Source organism: Mediterraneibacter massiliensis, assembly GCF_001487105.1.
GTDB classification, from domain to species: domain Bacteria; phylum Bacillota; class Clostridia; order Lachnospirales; family Lachnospiraceae; genus Mediterraneibacter; species Mediterraneibacter massiliensis.
The window spans coordinates 665,122-683,404 of record NZ_LN913000.1 but is presented as its reverse complement, the minus strand read 5'-3'; the positions used below and the strand labels follow the sequence as shown (position 1 = coordinate 683,404).

Annotated in this window: 17 protein-coding genes and 1 pseudogene; 3 read left to right on the top strand and 15 right to left on the bottom strand. The window is 39.6% G+C overall.

Features of this window, described 5'->3' with window-relative positions:
* Positions 1–74: 74 nt before the first annotated feature.
* The 9 genes from BN3282_RS04125 to BN3282_RS04085 form a co-directional block, all read right to left on the bottom strand.
* Complete coding sequence (locus BN3282_RS04125) at positions 75–2,084, bottom strand: DUF4118 domain-containing protein (protein ID WP_059066826.1); 2,010 nt, start codon at positions 2,082–2,084, stop codon at positions 75–77.
* 7 nt (positions 2,085–2,091) lie between these two features.
* Entirely contained in the window at positions 2,092–2,739 is a 648-nt protein-coding gene (kdpC, locus tag BN3282_RS04120; RefSeq protein WP_059066825.1) for a potassium-transporting ATPase subunit KdpC, read from the bottom strand.
* Between the two features lie 13 nt (positions 2,740–2,752).
* Positions 2,753–4,807, bottom strand: a complete 2,055-nt coding sequence (kdpB, locus tag BN3282_RS04115) for a potassium-transporting ATPase subunit KdpB (protein ID WP_059066824.1) — start codon at positions 4,805–4,807, stop codon at positions 2,753–2,755.
* A 24-nt stretch (positions 4,808–4,831) separates the two neighbouring features.
* The gene (locus BN3282_RS04110) at positions 4,832–6,580 is read right to left on the bottom strand and encodes a potassium-transporting ATPase subunit KdpA (protein WP_059066823.1); all 1,749 of its coding nucleotides are present in this window, start codon (positions 6,578–6,580) and stop codon (positions 4,832–4,834) included.
* Between the two features lie 32 nt (positions 6,581–6,612).
* A complete protein-coding gene (kdpF, locus tag BN3282_RS15600; RefSeq protein WP_118188476.1) occupies positions 6,613–6,690 on the bottom strand; it encodes a K(+)-transporting ATPase subunit F in 78 nt (25 codons plus the stop codon).
* A 303-nt stretch (positions 6,691–6,993) separates the two neighbouring features.
* Entirely contained in the window at positions 6,994–7,185 is a 192-nt protein-coding gene (locus tag BN3282_RS04105; RefSeq protein WP_009243195.1) for a hypothetical protein, read from the bottom strand.
* A 221-nt stretch (positions 7,186–7,406) separates the two neighbouring features.
* On the bottom strand, positions 7,407–8,462 hold the full coding sequence (locus BN3282_RS04100; RefSeq protein ID WP_242866581.1) for a hypothetical protein: 1,056 nt from the start codon (positions 8,460–8,462) through the stop codon (positions 7,407–7,409).
* Positions 8,463–8,876: 414 nt separating this feature from the next.
* Positions 8,877–10,166 carry an IS110 family RNA-guided transposase gene (locus BN3282_RS04095; RefSeq protein WP_059066822.1) on the bottom strand — a complete coding sequence of 430 codons (1,290 nt, stop codon included), beginning with the start codon at positions 10,164–10,166 and terminating at the stop codon, positions 8,877–8,879.
* 929 nt (positions 10,167–11,095) lie between these two features.
* Entirely contained in the window at positions 11,096–11,731 is a 636-nt protein-coding gene (locus BN3282_RS04085; RefSeq protein ID WP_059066820.1) for a helix-turn-helix domain-containing protein, read from the bottom strand.
* A 496-nt stretch (positions 11,732–12,227) separates the two neighbouring features.
* Here BN3282_RS04085 and BN3282_RS04080 point away from each other — a divergent pair, with 496 nt between their 5' ends.
* The 3 genes and pseudogenes from BN3282_RS04080 to BN3282_RS04070 form a co-directional block, all read left to right on the top strand.
* Positions 12,228–13,289: a replication initiation factor domain-containing protein gene (locus BN3282_RS04080; RefSeq protein WP_278308706.1), complete on the top strand. Its 1,062-nt coding sequence runs from the start codon at positions 12,228–12,230 to the stop codon at positions 13,287–13,289.
* Positions 13,289–13,492, top strand: coding sequence for an excisionase (locus BN3282_RS04075; RefSeq protein ID WP_002607397.1), 204 nt, complete (start codon positions 13,289–13,291; stop codon positions 13,490–13,492). The genes BN3282_RS04080 and BN3282_RS04075 overlap by 1 nt, the downstream gene beginning before the upstream one ends.
* 78 nt (positions 13,493–13,570) lie before the next feature.
* Positions 13,571–14,374 (top strand): annotated as a pseudogene (locus BN3282_RS04070) (integrase DNA-binding domain-containing protein); the annotation flags it as partial.
* A gap of 71 nt (positions 14,375–14,445) precedes the next feature.
* On the opposite strand, the gene BN3282_RS04065 reads toward BN3282_RS04070, so the two are convergent.
* The 6 genes from BN3282_RS04065 to BN3282_RS04045 form a co-directional block, all read right to left on the bottom strand.
* Positions 14,446–15,558 (bottom strand): hypothetical protein, encoded by a 1,113-nt coding sequence (locus tag BN3282_RS04065; protein ID WP_059066889.1) that lies wholly within the window; start codon positions 15,556–15,558, stop codon positions 14,446–14,448.
* Positions 15,559–15,632: 74 nt separating this feature from the next.
* Complete coding sequence (locus BN3282_RS04060) at positions 15,633–16,220, bottom strand: DUF6652 family protein (protein ID WP_059066818.1); 588 nt, start codon at positions 16,218–16,220, stop codon at positions 15,633–15,635.
* On the bottom strand, positions 16,217–17,056 hold the full coding sequence (locus BN3282_RS04055) for an AAA family ATPase (RefSeq protein WP_059066817.1): 840 nt from the start codon (positions 17,054–17,056) through the stop codon (positions 16,217–16,219). Before BN3282_RS04055 ends, BN3282_RS04060 begins: the two co-directional genes overlap by 4 nt.
* Before the next feature lie 112 nt (positions 17,057–17,168).
* Positions 17,169–17,261 carry a hypothetical protein gene (locus BN3282_RS15555; protein ID WP_456297522.1) on the bottom strand — a complete coding sequence of 31 codons (93 nt, stop codon included), beginning with the start codon at positions 17,259–17,261 and terminating at the stop codon, positions 17,169–17,171.
* A gap of 52 nt (positions 17,262–17,313) precedes the next feature.
* On the bottom strand, positions 17,314–17,670 hold the full coding sequence (locus tag BN3282_RS04050) for an MmcQ/YjbR family DNA-binding protein (RefSeq protein WP_009243197.1): 357 nt from the start codon (positions 17,668–17,670) through the stop codon (positions 17,314–17,316).
* A 59-nt stretch (positions 17,671–17,729) separates the two neighbouring features.
* The gene (locus tag BN3282_RS04045; protein ID WP_009243198.1) at positions 17,730–18,281 is read right to left on the bottom strand and encodes a hypothetical protein; all 552 of its coding nucleotides are present in this window, start codon (positions 18,279–18,281) and stop codon (positions 17,730–17,732) included.
* Positions 18,282–18,283: the final 2 nt, after the last annotated feature.

The following is an 18,283-nucleotide window of genomic DNA, read 5'->3' as shown; positions in this document are numbered from 1 at the left end:
CCCTCTCTCTACTTTGTCCTCTATTATTTTTTATCCTCTATTGCTTAATATCTTTCTTTATTATTGCCGACATATCATTTACAAAAGGTATCCTGTAGTTTTACTCCGGTCTCATTCAACATGGCAATTAAAAGTCCATATTCAAAATCTTTCACAGGCCGTCTCTCTTCCAATAAAATTCCCATTACACCTTTTACCTCTTCTGTGGATTGAATTGGCAAATACATAGCATCTACATCCGGTAAGGTATGAGTACAGGTTCCTGCCCTGTGTCTGTTGGAAACAGCCCACTGTGCTACTGCCTTTTCTTTTTCATTTATAAGTTTTTTCAGGTTTGAAATTTCCATATCTTTTTTTGGAAATAATAGTGGCTCTTCTAAATTCCCTTTTTCTCCTACCGGATAGATGATCACAGAAAGATTTAAAAGTTTTACAACCTGCGTTGCTACCTGCTTCCAGACTTCTTCTTTCGATTTACAACGTCTGAGTTTTCTGCTGTTTTCCAGCAAAATTTCCGTTCGATATGCCTTCTTTGCACTCTCCCTTGTCTGTGATTTTAGCTGTCTGGTCATTGAAGCCATAAAAAATCCCACTGCAAACAGCATGACAAACGTTACCGGAGAACCTCTATCATATGCTTTCAGGCTGAAATACGGCTCTGTAAAAAAGAAATTAAAAGACAATACGCTAAGTAGGGCAGAATACAGAGCATATATTTTTTTATCAGCCACATAAGAAGATAACAGTACACCAACAATGTAAGCCATAATCAAATTAGATTCTGAAAGTCGCAGCCACTGAAATACATATGCAACTAAAGTACTAAGTGCCATGATTGCAGTAATCTCTCCCAATTCTTTCAGAACAGTCCTGCTAGATTCTTCTCTTTTTTTTCTATTCTTTTTTCCTTCTCTAAAATATCCTGCATTTTTTATATCCGGAATAATATACACATCAATATTTGGAGCACGATAGGTCAACTGTTCCAAAACTTCCAGACGACCTCTCCTGAAAATCCATTGTTTTCTGCTACGCCCCATAACAATCTTTGATATATTTCCCACAATGGCATATTCAACAACCTGGTCCACAATGTCATTCCCATAAACAGTCACAACATCTGCCCCTAATGCCCGCGCTAAATCCATGTGGCTTTTTACTACAGATTTTGTTTTTTCATCGGCTTCCTGCATCTGAGACGTTTCCACATAAATTCCTGTGAATTTTGCATGAAAGGCATAAGCAAGACGTGCAGCTGTCCGAATTACTTTTGTATTAGACGGTGAAGGTGAAATACAAACCAAAACATGTTCTCCTGTGTGATAGTCCATCTCCCCCATCGCATAGCGTTCTTCTTCTGCGATATGATTTACTCGATCAGCAGTTCTTCGCAGTGTAATCTCTCGCAAAGCTACCAGCTTCTCCCTCCGAAAAAAATTCCCAAGGGCACGTTCCGCCTGTGACGGTGCGTAGATTTTTCCCTCTTTCATACGTTCGATCAATTCTTCCGGTTCGATATCAATAACCTCTACCTGATCCGCATGATCAAACACTTTGTCCGGCACCCTTTCACGCACATTAATGTGTGTAATACTTCCTACAATATCATTTAGGCTCTCTAAATGCTGAACATTCATCGTTGTATATACATCAATACCAGCACGTAAAAGTTCTTTTACGTCCTGGTATCTCTTTTCATTTCGGCATCCTTTCACATTGGTATGAGCCAGTTCATCTACTAAGATCAATCTTGGATTTCGTTTCAATGCTGCATCCAAATTAAATTCCCGAAGTTTTACCCCTTTATACACAACTTCCATTGGTGCTATCGTTTCTAAGCCTTCCACAAGTGCCTGCGTATCAGGTCTGTCATGTGGCTCTATGTATCCAGCTACTACATCAATCTTATGTTTCTTTGCTTCGTGTGCTGCCGTCAGCATCGCATACGTTTTTCCAGATCCTGCTGCATATCCTAAAAAAATCTTCAGTTTTCCTTTTGTCTTTTTCAGTTTTTCCTCTTCTTCCAGCTGAATTCTCCGAAGAATCTGCTGCGAATCCGGTCTTTCATATTCTTTCGTTTCCATAAATATCCTACTCTAATATTCCCATAGCATTGGCAACCGCCAGATTACATTTTAGCACATTAACTCGTTCCTCGCCAAAAATTCCAAGTACCTTATGTTCCGTGTTCTCTTCTACAATCTCTGTCACTTCTTCTTCTGATAACCCTGAATTCTCTGCCACATACGGAATCTGGATTTCAGCTGCTTTCGGTGAAATGTGAGGATCTAATCCTGAACCGGAGGCAGTAAGCAGATCAGACGGCACATCTTCTGCTTTCACTCCCGGGTGTTTCTCTAAAAACTCATCCAAATCTTTTTGGATTCTCTTTTCCAACTCCGGATTGGAGTTCCCATAATTATAGCTGCCAGAAGAAACACCACTGTATTCACCATTTTTCAATTCTTCCTCTGTATAATTATTGTATCCTACTGCAGATGGTCTTCCCTGAAAATAATAATCTTCTGTAAATTCCTGTCCTACCAAAGCAGAACCCACCGCTTCTTTACTGTCCGTCGTAGGATTTCCCTCTTTATCAATCAGGTTTCCATTTGCCTTTTCTTTCATTGCCAGCTGGCTGGCTCCTGTAAGAGCCAGCGGGTAAGCAAAGGAACAAAGCAACATCATTACAGCACAGAATATCAAGGCTTTTCCTGCCATTTTACCAAATTTTTTCATCTTTCTATTCCTCCTACATTCCTATGAGAGCCAACAATGGAGCAACAAGTAAATCAATCAATTTAATTCCTACAAACGGAACAACAATACCGCCCAAACCAAAAATGCCCATATTTCTCAATAACATTTTTTCTGCTTTCATCGGTTTATATTTTACACCTTTCATGGCAATCGGAATTAATCCCGGGATAATGATTGCATTAAAAATCAAAGCTGAAAGAATCGCACTCGCCGGGGTTGCCAAATGCATGATATTTAAGATCTGCATCTGAGGCAACACCATCGTAAACATGGCTGGGATAATCGCAAAATATTTTGCGATATCATTTGCAATACTAAATGTTGTCAACGAACCTCTTGTAATCAAAAGCTGTTTTCCAATTTCAACAACCTCCAAAATCTTAGTCGGATCGGAATCTAGATCAACCATATTAGCTGCTTCTTTCGCTGCCTGTGTACCAGAATTCATTGCAAGACCTACATCTGCCTGAGCCAGTGCTGGTGCATCGTTAGTACCATCACCTGTCATGGCTACCAACTTTCCTTCTGCCTGTTCTTTTTTGATGGCTGTAATCTTATCTTCTGGTTTACACTCTGCTATAAAACCATCTACTCCAGCTTCTTTCGCGATAGTAGCTGCTGTCAATGGGTTGTCACCTGTGCACATGATTGTTTTGATTCCAATTTCTCGAAGCCGTTCAAATCGTTCGGATAATCCCGGCTTTACAGTATCTTTTAAATAAATCACACCCAAGATTTTTTCATTTACACAAACAACTAACGGTGTTCCGCCTAAATTGGAAATATTCGTAACAATCTCCTGTAAATCTTCCGGAATGTTTCCACCCTTCTCTTTTACAAAAGTTTTCATTGCTTCAAAAGCACCTTTTCTTACAACCGTTCCATCCTGCAGATCCACACCACTCATCTTAGACTGAGCTGTAAATTCCACAAACTGCATTTGATCTGTAATTTGTTCGTCTAATACGCATCCCATCTGTTTACCTAAATCTACCGTTGATTTTCCTTCTGGTGTTGTATCCATAAGGGAACACATCACACTATAATCAATCAAATCTTCCTTTTCGACGCCTTTCACTGGATAAAACTCAGCTGCCAAACGGTTTCCATATGTAATTGTTCCTGTCTTATCCAAAATCATGGTATCCACATCACCACAGGCTTCGACTGCTTTACCAGACATTGCAATAACATTGAATCTGGTAACACGATCCATACCAGCAATACCAATCGCCGACAAAAGGCCTCCGATAGTTGTTGGAATCAAGCACACCATCAGTGCAATCGCCCATGAAATAGGTATCTTCACACCAAGATAAGATGCAAACGGATATAAGGTTACAACTACAATCAAAAATATAAGAGTCAATACAATCAACAATGTATTCAGTGCAATCTCATTGGGGGTTTTCTGCCTAGATGCACCTTCGACCATGGAGATCATTTTATCCAAGAATGATTTTCCCGGTTCTGCTACAATTTTGATTTTCAGCCAGTCCGATACGACTGTCGTACCGCCTGTTACAGAGGAAAAATCACCGCCTGCCTCTCTGGTCACTGGTGCAGACTCACCAGTAATAGCAGATTCATCTACCGAAGCGATTCCTTCTATGACTTCTCCATCATTCGGAATCAGTTCTCCTGCTTTTACCAGAACCAAATCACCTTTTTTCAATTCAGAAGCATTGATAATCTGTTCTGTTCCATCCGGCAGCAACTTTCTTGCTTTCGTATCCTGCTTTGTTTTCTTCAGAGATGCAGCCTGAGCTTTTCCTCGCCCTTCCGCAACGGATTCCGCAAAGTTTGCAAATAGAACTGTTATGAATAAAATTACTGTTACAATCCCATTATAAATCCTGTACTGCTCGCTTCCTCCAAATAAGGTCGGTACAAAAGTCAATAACAGTGTGATGAAACATCCAATTTCTACGACAAACATGACCGGATTTTTTATCATATAACGAGGATCCAGTTTTTGAAAAGATCCTATAATGGATGATTTTAAAATATCCTTGGTAATAAATTTTGTCTTCTTATTTTTAGCCATTTCTTTCTCTCCTTTCACTGTACCTTACATCCAGATCGACAGATGTTCTGCAATCGGTCCCAAGGCTAATGCCGGGAAGAAGGTTAAAGCAGCGAAAATATATACAATAAACACAAGAATAATCATAAAAGTTACATTATCGGTACGCAGCGTACCCACAGTTTCGTTGACTTTTTTCTTAGCCAGCATAGATCCAGCAATCGCAAGCTGTGCGATGATCGCAATGTATCTTCCAAAGAACATTGCAAGACCAGCAGTAATATTCCAAAATGCTGTATTATCAGCCAAACCTTCAAATCCCGAACCATTATTCGCTGCTGAAGAAGCAAATTCATATAGTACCTGAGTAAGTCCATGATAGCCAGGATTGGTAATACCCTCAAGCCCTGCTGGAACTGCCACTGCCAATGCTGAAAATCCAAGGATCAGAAGTGGATGAATTAGAATGCAGATTGCAACCAACTTCATTTCTTTTCCTTCAATTTTTTTATTCAGGTATTCCGGTGTTCGTCCTACCATAAGGCCACAAATGAATACTGCCAAAATGACATACATGACCATATTCATAAGTCCAACACCCTTACCACCGAAAACACAGTTAAGCATCATATGTAGCAGTGGAACTAATCCTCCTAGCGGAGTCAACGTATCATGCATGTTATTAACCGTACCGGTTGTAAAAGAAGTTGTTACCGTCGTAAACAATGCTGATTGCGGAACGCCAAAACGTACTTCTTTTCCTTCCATGCTGCCTTGGCTCTGGTCTATACCCATCTCCTGAATCACGGGATTACCTGCCATTTCTGAATTATAACAAATAGTAAGTCCGATCAGGAAGATAATTGCCATTGCTCCAAAGATAACTGCACCCTGGCGTCCAAAAATCAATTTCTTTTGGGCGGTTTCCGGCAACACCTGTACATTCATGGCAGCTTTCTCTGCTTTTTTCTCTTTTCTTTTATCGTGAAGCATATGTCCAAAAGTTACAACACAAGCCCCTGGTAAAATCATCATAGATAACATTTCAATCATATTACTGATGACCGTAGGATTTTCAAATGGTGTGGTTGAGTTTGCTCCGAAGAATCCACCACCATTCGTTCCCAGGTGTTTAATAGATTCCAGAGCTGCTACCGGTCCTACTGCAATATCCTGGAAGTTTCCTTCCAAAGTCTCAATTGTAAAGTTCCCTTGTAATGTCTGTGGTGTCCCCTGGCTTACCAATAATAAACCAACGATAAAAGATACTGGAATTAAAATTCTTGTTGTAATTCTTATCATGTCTTCATAGAAGTTTCCAATTTTCTTTCCAGCCAGTCCTCGGCAGAATGCCATACATGCCGCATAACCTGTTGCCGCTGATGTAAACATCATAAAAATAATGACACACATCTGTGCCACATAAGAAAGACCGCTTTCTCCTGAGTAGTGCTGCAGGTTTGTATTCGTCATAAAGCTGATAATCGTATTAAAGGAAAGTGTCGGCTCCATATTTGAAATCCCATTTGGATTTAAAAACAGGATGCTTTGTAGTCTTAAAATTGCATATCCTACAAATACCATAACTGCATTTACCAAAAGCAAGGTCAATGCGTATTTCTTCCATCCCATATCTTCGCCTTTAATTCCACAAACCTTATAAATACAGCGATCAATCGGATTAAAAACTTTATCCGCAAAAGTCTTTTGTTTTGTTGCGATATGGTACATATATTTTCCCATCGGAATGACCAATATCACAAAAATCGCAAGTGTCAAAATAATCTGTAACATGTCTTCTCCTCCTAGTTATTCTCACCAGATCCTTACAATTTTTCTGGATTTATCAATGCATACACCAGATAAATCCCAACTCCGGCAATCATAACACCTAAAACAATCATATCCATTTTGATTTCATCCTCCTATTTTTCTTTTGGTTTAATCTGCCAGTCGCAAAAATCTGCAAACGCCTTCACCAAACCAAAACATCCTAATAAAATTGCTATCATCAATACATCCATCATAACTTCCTTCCTCCTTGATCTATTATTTTATGTTATAAAGAATTCTTCGAATTCATAAACATCCTTCTTGTTTGTAATTTCTATCTATAATCCTTTACAACTTTTCCATGCATTATCATAGTCCTTTTTCTCTTAATATGGCATAAATCATTCGAACCACAGTTTAAGATACAATAAAGATTAGATCCATCCAAAAAGCAATGACATTGGAAAAGCAAAAACAATTGTAATCGCACAAACAGCACATAACACGATCAAAGGCATTCCTACAAAGATGGAAAAAAATCCAAGTACAGGATGATGCCACAAAAATTTTTCTGCACGAACTTCAAAATCATATTCACACTTTTTAATCGCTTTTATAATACTCACATCATTCACCTCATTTCCTTTTGCATATCAAGAATACCTCAGAATATATTAAATAGGGGAAAGCATATTTCCTTTTATATTAAAATTCCATAAGAAATAGAAAATGCTGCTCCCGAAGTGGTCCAAGAGATTGTTGGAGTACTAACAAAGCATCAAAAAAGAGCTGTTCACTAATTTCTTAGCTTGCAGCTCTTGGTTTCCTTACAAAATCACGTATTCACTTATTCATCTGCTTCACCTGAAATCTCTGATTCTTCTCCTTCGCTCTCCGTCGAATCATCTTCTGATTCCATTTCATATGAATCTATTTCCTCGGCAGGCTCTGCTGGTTCGTCTGAAATATCTTGTGTATCTGACTCATGTTCCTCAACTTGAGATTCTGGTTCATTTGTTGTATCCAGCTCATCTGATTCCTTTGACTCACCAACTTCTTCTAATTTCTCTCCCGAAGCAGATTCTTCTTGTTCCTCATTCCTTTCTTTTTGCGGTTCTAAAATATCCTCATTCTGCTCGTCATCACGATCCGCATTCTCTTCTTTTTCAAGATCATCCGCATCTTCGTAATCAGATAACTTTTGCTGAATCATTTCTTTTAATGCTTGATCTGTCATAAAGCAAGGATTCTTTTCCAGCAATTCCAATACTTCTTCTTCCGTGGCTTCATTTACCACTTTATGGAAATTCTCTCCAGCTAATATCTGCTCCGCCAAATAAATTCCCAAACTCTTGCCTGCTTTTTTCGCATTTTCAACATCCTCTTTATCGCCTGCTAAATAAAGCAAATGATCTGTACCAAATGTTTTTTCCAGGCGTCTCTGTAATGCTGCACGTTCTTCTTCAGATTCATCCTCCAAAAAGGCATATCCCACAATAATAGTTTCTTTTTCCAAAAGATCCTGGGAAAAATAATTCTTGATTGTCTCTACTTTTTCACCTTTTATCGCTTTCTCCTCTTCCTGTGTAAGAGAAGTATTCTTGGAATCTGCCTCTTTTACTCTATTTTTTTGATTTAAAACCACTTCAACTGTTTTTTCTCCATCTACAGATACCATAGCATAAGCCTTTTCCGGTTTTGATAATACTGCAAAAGAAGTAACAAAAAGTGCACATGCAGCTGCTACAGCAACCATCTTCTTCCAAATTTTTTTATGTTTACTTTCAGTCTTCTTTCTTTCTGCAAATGGGATTATGAATGCATGAGATTCCTCTTTAAAAGAATCCTTTTTTAGTATATCATCTTCTAAGATGTAGATACAATCTCCTTTCCATATAATCAAGTGTTTTTTTCAATAAATTCAATACTTTTTGATACCTGTCATTGAATAGAACTAAGGTTATGGAGTGATCTTTACCTCATACAGGGCAGATATATAGTAATAATGGATGCCCCAAATAAAACGTCATCACTATCCGTTCTAAATGGCCTCGCTGTGTACCCATCCCTATATGGCAGCTCACCTCTCATGTCCAACAGGATCATCCTCCTTACGGTGGGTCCTCACTTCCTTCGTTCTGCCTGTCCATAACCAGGGTGCCAGCTTAGCTACTCATCAGGGTCATGCCCTCTGGAGAAAATCCCTGCCGGCTACCAGCTCATTCTTTGTACTTTCATTACTGATCCAAACACTCCGATTACAGCACCTTTCGGTGGACGCTTCCTGTAATCATTATGGTTGTTCTTTATTTCTCTGTTACGCAGCCTTTAACTGCTCTCCAGGATGCTGGATATCTTTCAACATCTTTGATGCATCATAGCTGACTCCCTTGGTAAGAATCACATGGAATACTCTTATCAGCTTACACGCTACAGCTATCAGTGACTGCATCTTTTTTAAGGGATTCTTTTCTCTGGTGGTATAATACCTGTGGATTTCTTTGAATTCTTCATTCTTTCCCACTACCGATATCGCAGCCTCGAAAAGAAGATAACGGAGACGCTTGCGCCCTCTTTTGCTTATCTTTGTCCTTCCATTGTGCTTACCGGAACTATCTGCCACCAGTTCCAATCCTGCCAGTTTCTGAAGTTCTTTCGTGCTATCGAAGCGCGTGATATCACCGACTTCTGCTATAAAACCAGCTACTGTTGTTATTCCTATGCCTTTTATTTCAAGCAGCTTATCCGCATACCTGACCTGCTGGCACAGTTCTTTGATCAAGTCATTGACCCGTTCAAGGCGTCTTGTCTGGAGTTCATAATCCTCTATCAGATCCTGTATCTCCATCCGGGCTTCTGTAAGACCTGCTTTTAACCCTATGCTTCTCATTGCCGCATTCAGGATCTTCATTGCCTTCTTATGCCCGCTCCCTCGGAGTTTTGCATCTTTCCATATCTTTATGATACCTTCTTCTCCAAGCTTTGTTATCTCCTCAGGAGTCGGTGCCTGTTTTAACACCAGCAGCCCTCCCTTGGCATCTATTCTAGTATATATCCCCTTATATTCCGGAAAATACACCGCAATCCATTTCTGCAGACGGTTCTTCGCCCTTGTCTGTTCTTCTACAAGCACAAACCGGCGGTTTGACGCATTCCGCAGTTCTGCATATACACCTGTCGGCATATATGAATAAAAATACCTTCCATCCCTTACAAGCCCTGCAATAATACGGGGATCTTTCCTGTCATTTTTAGATGGGCTGTTGTCATCTAACTCTTTGGTCTTATGCACATGGTGCGGATTTACCATCACAAACTTTATGTTCTTTTCGCCCATGAACTGCCCAAGATCAAACCAGTAATGACCGGTTGGCTCTATTCCTACCAGTGCCTCTTCAAGTTCACTTTTCTGCATCAGTTCCATAATCGTATTGTAAAAACTGTTGAATCCCTCCATAGAGTTTGAAAACGCTACGGGCTTTCTGGTAAGCTCGATACCTCTCCAGTTAAAAGCTCTGAAATAATGCTGTTCACTGCCAACATCAATGCCGACAATCATTGTTGTTTCTTTTACTTGCTCAATCTTCTTGTTTTGTGTAGAATTCATTTGTAGATACCTTCCTTATTCTGTTCATTTGCTAACTGGCCGGTCAGCAATGACAGTTTAACTTAGGTATCTATTTTTGTAAAATTTTATATCTAATTTTCGATTATCAGCATAAATACTACACTTTCAAGTACTTTGAAATATAAGAAAATATTTAATTTACCACGAAATTACCACGATTGAATGAGCCTTGATATGACAATACAATTTGAAAAGGACACCGAATTAGAAGGTGTCCTTTTGCATGAAAAAATATTATAAATCAACTTAAATAAAGATCCATGTCATGTGGCTTTATTTTAAAAAGTAGTTTATCATAATAAATCGTAATAAGCCAGCTAATAATACCTACTATAAAGCATGATAAGCTTAACGATTTATCCTGACTCAGCATTATACAAGCACCCAAAATAGTAAGTAGGGTAATAGTTCTAAAAACAAGCCTTATAATTCCCCGAAGAGATAATAGTAGATTAAAAAATATATACTGTAGATTTTTTCGCATAAATAACACACTCCTTGTTCTTCATAAAATTTCTGCATAGAAAAACGCACAAACTCCCCCCCTTATAACTAGGCAACCTGTGCGTTCTGTTTCTTATTGATAGAATTGAAAAAAGGGCAGAATTTACTTGTCTGTCTGTCGCAAGCGTAACAATGTGTGAACATGACTGTCACCCCTTTCTTTCAAAAAATCTCAATTCTTACTTCTATACAAAAACATTATACTGGAAACAAACACCTCTTTCAATCTTTTTATGCGTTCAAGATAAAAAACTTGAGTAGGACATCACACCTTTCCTTTTTTCCTCTTGATTACCCACAACAGAAAAGAAAAAGTCCTGTCAAGAGCCTTGCCACCATTGGTGGTGCTTTGCACTCTTTACTGGGCTTTTTGTTTTCTGTATCTTCTACAAAGAGGAAGAAAGTTATTCGTCCTCATCATCAAAATGATTATTTTTCAATACTTCCCGTAATAATGCCATATCTTCTTTTGAATTGGGATTTATCATTTTTACGACTTGATAAGGTGTCCTATATTTATGTCCTTCTATGCTTTCCCCAAACATATCCATGCTGTATAAATCATCATAGCGGTCTAACAGTTTTTGAAACTTCAAATGCTGGATAAATTCTTTGATTGGGTAAAGGTCGGACGCTACAATGCTTTTCCCGTTGATGTAGTCGGTAATATATTCCCGTAACTTTTCCAACTCATATTCCAGCCATTCTTCTTCGCTGTCAAAGAAGTTGTCATAATGCCCATGTTTTAGTTCTGCATTTAATCGTTCTTCAATTCTTAAAAACTGACAGACTTCCTTTTCGGCTTGATTAACATACTTCCATTCTCCCGATAACAATTCATTAGGCGTTACACCCAGCACGTCCATTATCTTTTCTAATGTATCAAAGGTAGGATAATTCACACCACGTTCAATCTTGGAAAGGCTCTGCATATTGATACCGATTTTGTCCGCCAGTTCCTGTTGTTTCATTCCTCTGTGTTTTCTTATGGTTTGTATGTTCTCTCCTAAGAAACTGATTTTCTTTTCATAATGCTCCATAACTTAGTATAACCGCTCCTTTCGTTGCTTTTCTTGGTATTTATAAGCATATCATACTTAATCTATATCTAAAAGTCAACAAAAACTTCTTGACAAGTAATTCTAATGGCGTTATTATCGTATCAGGTAGAGTGATTAAGCACGCTAGGGTCAATCACACGCTTGAGTAAGCATAGAAAAGATGTATTTTCATTTTGATAGCATGAATAAGCATGGACTATCAGACAGAAAATAAGGTTTCTGACTGGAGCTGTTCCGTTTAGCCACGAGCCTTACAAGGCTCGTGAGCGTTAAGAACGGATCAGGCACAGGAAGAAAGGGAACGCCTTTAGGCGAACGCATAGGGCGTATATGTAACACCGCCCTGCGTATACATGTCATAGTACCTAGAAACTGTGATAAATAAAGGAAAAAACACGATTTTTACCCCGCAAAAAAACGGGGCATACGAAAGGAGCAATGCACTATAACTACACACAAAAATTTATCCGTTAAGATTGATTACATCAGCATTGTATTTGAAACGGCAACCGCTGAAGATGTAATCATGCACATTTTAGATTTACCGACTGACATTTTCAATGTTTATCCAGCAACGATAAAATTCAAGACTTATCAAGCACGCTGGCAGATTGGAGATATTTATGTATCGGGGGACGCAAGAAAGACAGAGGACAACCCACAGGGGCTAGGCTGTTATCTTGTTATGACTGGCAGAGGTTGTGATGATATTTTCCGTATTCTCGACAGTAGGAATTATACCTTTGGGGATATGTTCCGACGCTGTGAGCGAAGATACGGACTGGATAATTTCCATTTCACAAGACTTGATATTGCCATTGATGATAAGAACGAAAAGCCATTCTTTACCATAGAGCAGATAAAGAAGAAATGCGAAAAAGAGGAATTTATCTCGAATAGTGAGGGCTACCATTTTGACGAAAGCAAGTTTGATTATTTCGACACCGCAAAGACCGTTTATATCGGTGCTGGTAAATCGGGATTGTCCTACCGCTTTTATGATAAAGATAAGGAAGTCTGTTCAAAACATAATAAGACACTTGATGAAGTCGGCAGTTGGAAACGGACAGAAATGCAACTGCGTGATGATAAGTCTCATGCTTTTGCCATGACATTCAAGGACAGACCGCTGGAACTTGGGGAACTGGCTTTCGGACTGCTGGCAAACAACCTACGTTTTGTCGTACCAAACAGAAACGAAAGTAATAAAAGCAGGTGGAAAACATGTCGGTTTTGGGAACGCTTTTTAGGGGCTGTGGAAGTCTTAAAACTGCAAGTACCCAAACAGCATAATTTCCTTGAGGAAACACAGCAATGGCTCACAGAGGGTGGCGTGATTTCCGCTGTCAAAAGTTTTTATTTTTTGGAAGAACATGACGCATTAGGTGGACTGGAAAAAGTAGGAACTATGCTTGATAAGGCAAAATACAGTAATTCCCTTTCCAGTAAATTATCCGCCCATTTACAGAGGATAAACCGCATCGACCTTATCCCCTATATCCAGTATGACACGAAACATGGGAAAGGAGGTATCTGATGAATAACAACGATATTCCCGTATGGGAAAAATATACCCTTACCATTGAAGAAGCGTCAAAATATTTCCGTATCGGAGAAAACAAGTTAAGACGCTTGGCAGAGGAAAACAAGGACGCTGGCTGGCTCATTATGAATGGCAACCGCATACAGATTAAACGCCGACAGTTTGAACAGGTTATTGACAAATTGGACGCTATCTAGTGCAAATGAGCCTTGTATGTGTTATGATGAACACAAGTCATATCAAGGCTCTTTCCAACAAGGAAAGGAGCAGACACCATGAAAGAAAAAAGACGGGATAACAAAGGTCGTATCCTGCATACTGGAGAGAGCCAACGAACAGACGGAAAATACTTATATAAATATGTAGACGCATTTGGAAACACAAAATATGTGTATGCTTGGAGATTGACACCCACAGACCCGACACCAAAGGGAAAACGGGTAAAACCCTCACTTCGAGAACTGGAACAACAGATAAGACGGGATATTGAGGACGGTATCAACAGCACAGGCAAGAAAATGACGCTTTGTCAACTCTATGCCAAACAGAACGCACAAAGGGAAAATGTGAAGAAAAGCACAATGAAACAACGGGAACAGCTCTTGCGGTTATTGAAAGAGGACAAGTTGGGTGCTAGGAGCATTGATACAATCAAGCCCTCTGATGCTAAAGAATGGGCGTTACGCATGAAAGAGAAAGGTTTTTCCTACAATACCATTAACAACCATAAACGCTCGTTAAAAGCGTCATTCTATATCGCCATACAAGACGATTGCGTAAGGAAAAATCCCTTTGATTTCAAGTTAAGTGAAGTCCTAGAAAATGATACCAAAGAGAAAGTCGCATTGACAGAGGAACAGGAACAAGCCCTACTCTCATTCATCAAGACGGACAATGTGTATCACAAGTATTATGATGATGTGCTGATACTGTTAAAGACAGGACTTCGTATCTCGGAACTGTGCGGACTGACAATCATGGACGTTGATTTTATCCATGAGGTTGTGGTTATCGACCACCAGTTACTAAAGAGCAAGGAACAGGGTTATTATATTGAAACGCCTAAGACAAAAAGCGGAAGCTAATTATTGTTTTAAGTTGAGAACGCCGGATGCAATCCTTTGATATATGCACCCGGCGTTCAAAAGCATTAGTCTACTTTCAAATTTTCGTCCAGGATCACCAGTTCGCCGTTGCGTTCAATGATACCAGGCTGAACCACGACGATTTTCAGACCTTCCTGCAATTCCAGATACTGTGAAGCATAACCCCAAACCTTGACCTGATCGCCTTCCTCAAACTCAATGGCAGTGCTTACAGTACCATCTTCATTCAAAATCTGGTTAGCAATACAGTAGAGCTGGCCGGTTGTATCCTCTGCGATGTAGAGAGACACATCCGAAGCGAGCGGCGTTCCGGCAATAGATTTATATTCACCGACTTCTTCGCCCCAAATAGTACCTTCACTGTAAAATCCAACGGCCATATTTTCTTCATATCCCTCGATGATCGCATTGAAATCCTGAGCATACGGCTCCATCTCGGCTTTTGTAGTATCCTTGTAAGCGGCAATCTTTTCATTAGATGCCTGTTCTTTTACTTCTTGCGGCTGATAATCCTTGTATTCAAAAACATTGTCCGAAGCAAGCGTGATTGCTGTGTAGTCATCATCCAGAATGACTTTATAAACAGCAATTTCATCATCATCAACAGTACGATTGATGTCGATATTTCCTGCGGAATTCAGTTCATATCCGTCTACACCTTCCAGCGCCTTTTGTAAAGCTGCGTTGGACATCGCACAGTTGATCCCATTGAGCGTTACAAAGAAATCAGGATTTTGTTGATCCTTATCGGCAGAATATTCCAATTCTACCACCGTTCCGCCCTCAGCAGGCTTGCATGGCTCTGTCCCGGCATTTACGATTGCCACATCCATTTCCTGATCGTCTTTGGAAAATTCCCCATAAATACGCTCGCCGGGTTGCAGAGAAACCTCTGCTGCATCATATTCTTCCGTTTCCAAACTCCAGCCGGCTTGTATCAGCTGGGAAGTTTCCAAAGGAAGTGTGTAGTAAGTGCCATCCAGTACGAACTCAGGTGTACCGTCATTTTTCAGCTGAGACAGAATGGCCTCATCCGTACAGCCTTTATCGCTGCCCGCAGCTGCCGGAGCTGATGTCTGAGGTTTTGAGCCGCATCCGGCCAGCATACTGCATACCAGCACACATCCTGTTAGTAAAGCAATCCATTGTTTTTTCATAAGCATAAATCCTTTCTGCGATTCTATCAAATTTGTTTTATGTATGAGCAAGTCATATCCTATATAAATGGTGATTATACTCCGATCAGTGTCATGACCACATAGAGTACGATCAGCAGGAGAGCAAGACACATTGCACAGAAAACGGCAATCGTCGTTTTGACCCTATGCCGTTCCTTTAATGTCAGAACCATCATTGCAAGTACATCAAAGGAAAAGAAGAACTGGCAGATTCCAGCTAAAACCGCCAACCATTTCGGATGTATGCCGTCTTTGCATGACTTTATCAGATAAGCGATAGCATAGGGGGCTGCCCCTAATAGAATCCCGTATCCTAAAATCAAAAAAACAATGGTTACCAGTCCAAACAACGCCATCAGCGGCAATGGGAAGAATGCCATCAGCGTTACATATACGGTGATGCTCCCTCCGATCAGGTAGAACGGGATCAGTCCATATTTGATGATCAAAGTGCTGTTCAGCAATGTTTTTCTCGACCACTTTCTTCCTACGGTCAGCACAACAATCAAATTGGCGATCCCCATGATAAAGGGCAGAAGGATCGATACTATCTGCAATGTGATCGCATTGCCAAAACAAACTGCCAAAAGGAAGAATGTATAAGACACAATTACGTAGAGTATCGGGAGGATATAAGTCATTTAACAGCCTCCTTTCTGCGCCGGATCAACCAGAGAATCAGCCAGATCAAGCAGACTGGGAATGAGAACAAACCCAAAATAAAAAGTCCGGCTCCAACCGACCCGAGTATTGAGTCCCCGGTGGCTATATTGCTGATGATTCCGAACAGTGCCAGACCAAAGCTGAAAGAGAGCCAGCAAAAGAAAGCATATTTACTCTCTTGGGCGTTTGCGGGTACTCTTGATTCTCCCTTTTTGTTTCCAAGTTGGTTTTTTAGCTGTTCGCTTAAAAGTCGTTCCTGTTCCTCTAATTTGGTGTCTCCGATCGCTCTTGCGTAATCTCCCCGAAGCAGGTGATACCCTATTTTATCCTGCGTATTTTTTGCTCGATGCAAAAACTGCTCCAAAGTTTCTTCTGCTTCTGTCCAGCGCTGTTGTTCCAGCAGAGCGGAGAACCAGTTCGCTGTAATGATATTTTTGGAATGTTTGCTGAATGCCCAGGGACGCCAGCGATCCAATCCCTGTTTCAAATTCTCAAGATTATGGTCGCTTTGATACGCCACCACATAGGGGTTAAGTTTCTTTGCCAGCCAGTGTTCATATTTGCAATATGCAAAAAAGCATAGAGCAAGCAGCGCAAGAAACACTACAACAGCAATCCACATAGTCTCGTAAGAAAAAAAGTGATCATAAATCAGGCACGCAGCTCCAGAGAGAGCCGCAATGCTGAAAATTGGCCATGGATTTCTCATAATAGCAATATCTCCAATCATCTGTTTGAATAAAGATTCCGATATGGTTAAATTGTCATATCTATATGCAAACATTATAGCATTTGCATCATCTTTCGTCATCATTTTTCTACTGTACGGCTAGGAATTTAATTGTAAACAAATTGTGAATATATCTATCGCTATTTTACAAAAAGAAAGTTCCATTCCTCGCTGCTTGAAAGGTGAGGCGAAATTATTATGCTGTAATTTCCGGGATTTCTCCGACAAAATTATAGACGATCCTAACTTCCCGCACCTTCTGCCCGTTAATCTTTTCTACTTCACCTATATGATTACATCAAATCTTATTCGTTTCTTACATACCTTTTTATTCTTATTTATCAGCTTCTATCAATTAAATCGTAACTCATATCCAAAAAATCTAAAATCTTCGCTTCACTTACAGTTCCGTCCATCAGCATCGTAATCCAATGTTCCTTATTCATATGATATCCTGGAAGAAAACCATAGGTCTCTATCAAAACTCCAACCATATCCGGTTCACACTTCACATTAATAATATCTACCGTGCCCTCTCCTTCTAGTTCTAACTTAGATTTTTTAACCTGCATCAACACTGCATACCATTTCCCGTTTTTATGACGAAGTACCGCACTTTCTGGGGATTCTTTCCAAAGATATTCCGGTACTGTTCCATATTGTTTTTTTACATATTCAAATACATCTTTACGATCCATCAGTTTCACTTCCTAATCATACTTATTTATTTTTATATTTTAAAGCACTCCTTTTATTCCTAGAGTTCTACATTTTCTTTTTCATATGTCTGCTTTTCAAACCACTTCTGAAATTCCAAAGCCCACGACTCATAAGAAAATTTCAATGTGTGTTTTTTCCCATCAATATCCTCAAATGTTATATAATAAACTTTTCCTCGTGCATGATCTGCTCTTTCCGTTTCCTCACGGCAGCCAATAATCCGTTTTATGTAACTTCTATGTTCAAGAATAAATCCACCTCTGTCGCAAATCAAATACCAATCTCTTTTCCATTCTGGAAGATGATGATCTGTCCTCTCTTTCCAAAAAATCCCAATCTTATGTTGTTGTTTCCACGCCTTAAATAAACTAACAAATGGGCTTCCATAAGAAACTGGAATTAAAACCGCAAAACAAAAAATAATAATTTTTACTCCTTCTGGATCTGAATGCCTATAAATGAAGACAATCCCGCTAATTGCCACACAGGCAAACAGCAAAATCATAAATATTGGAAATCCTGACCAAAGAAATATTCTGAACAGGGATTCATCATAAATCGTTCTTTCTCCGCCTCGATTATTGTTCATTT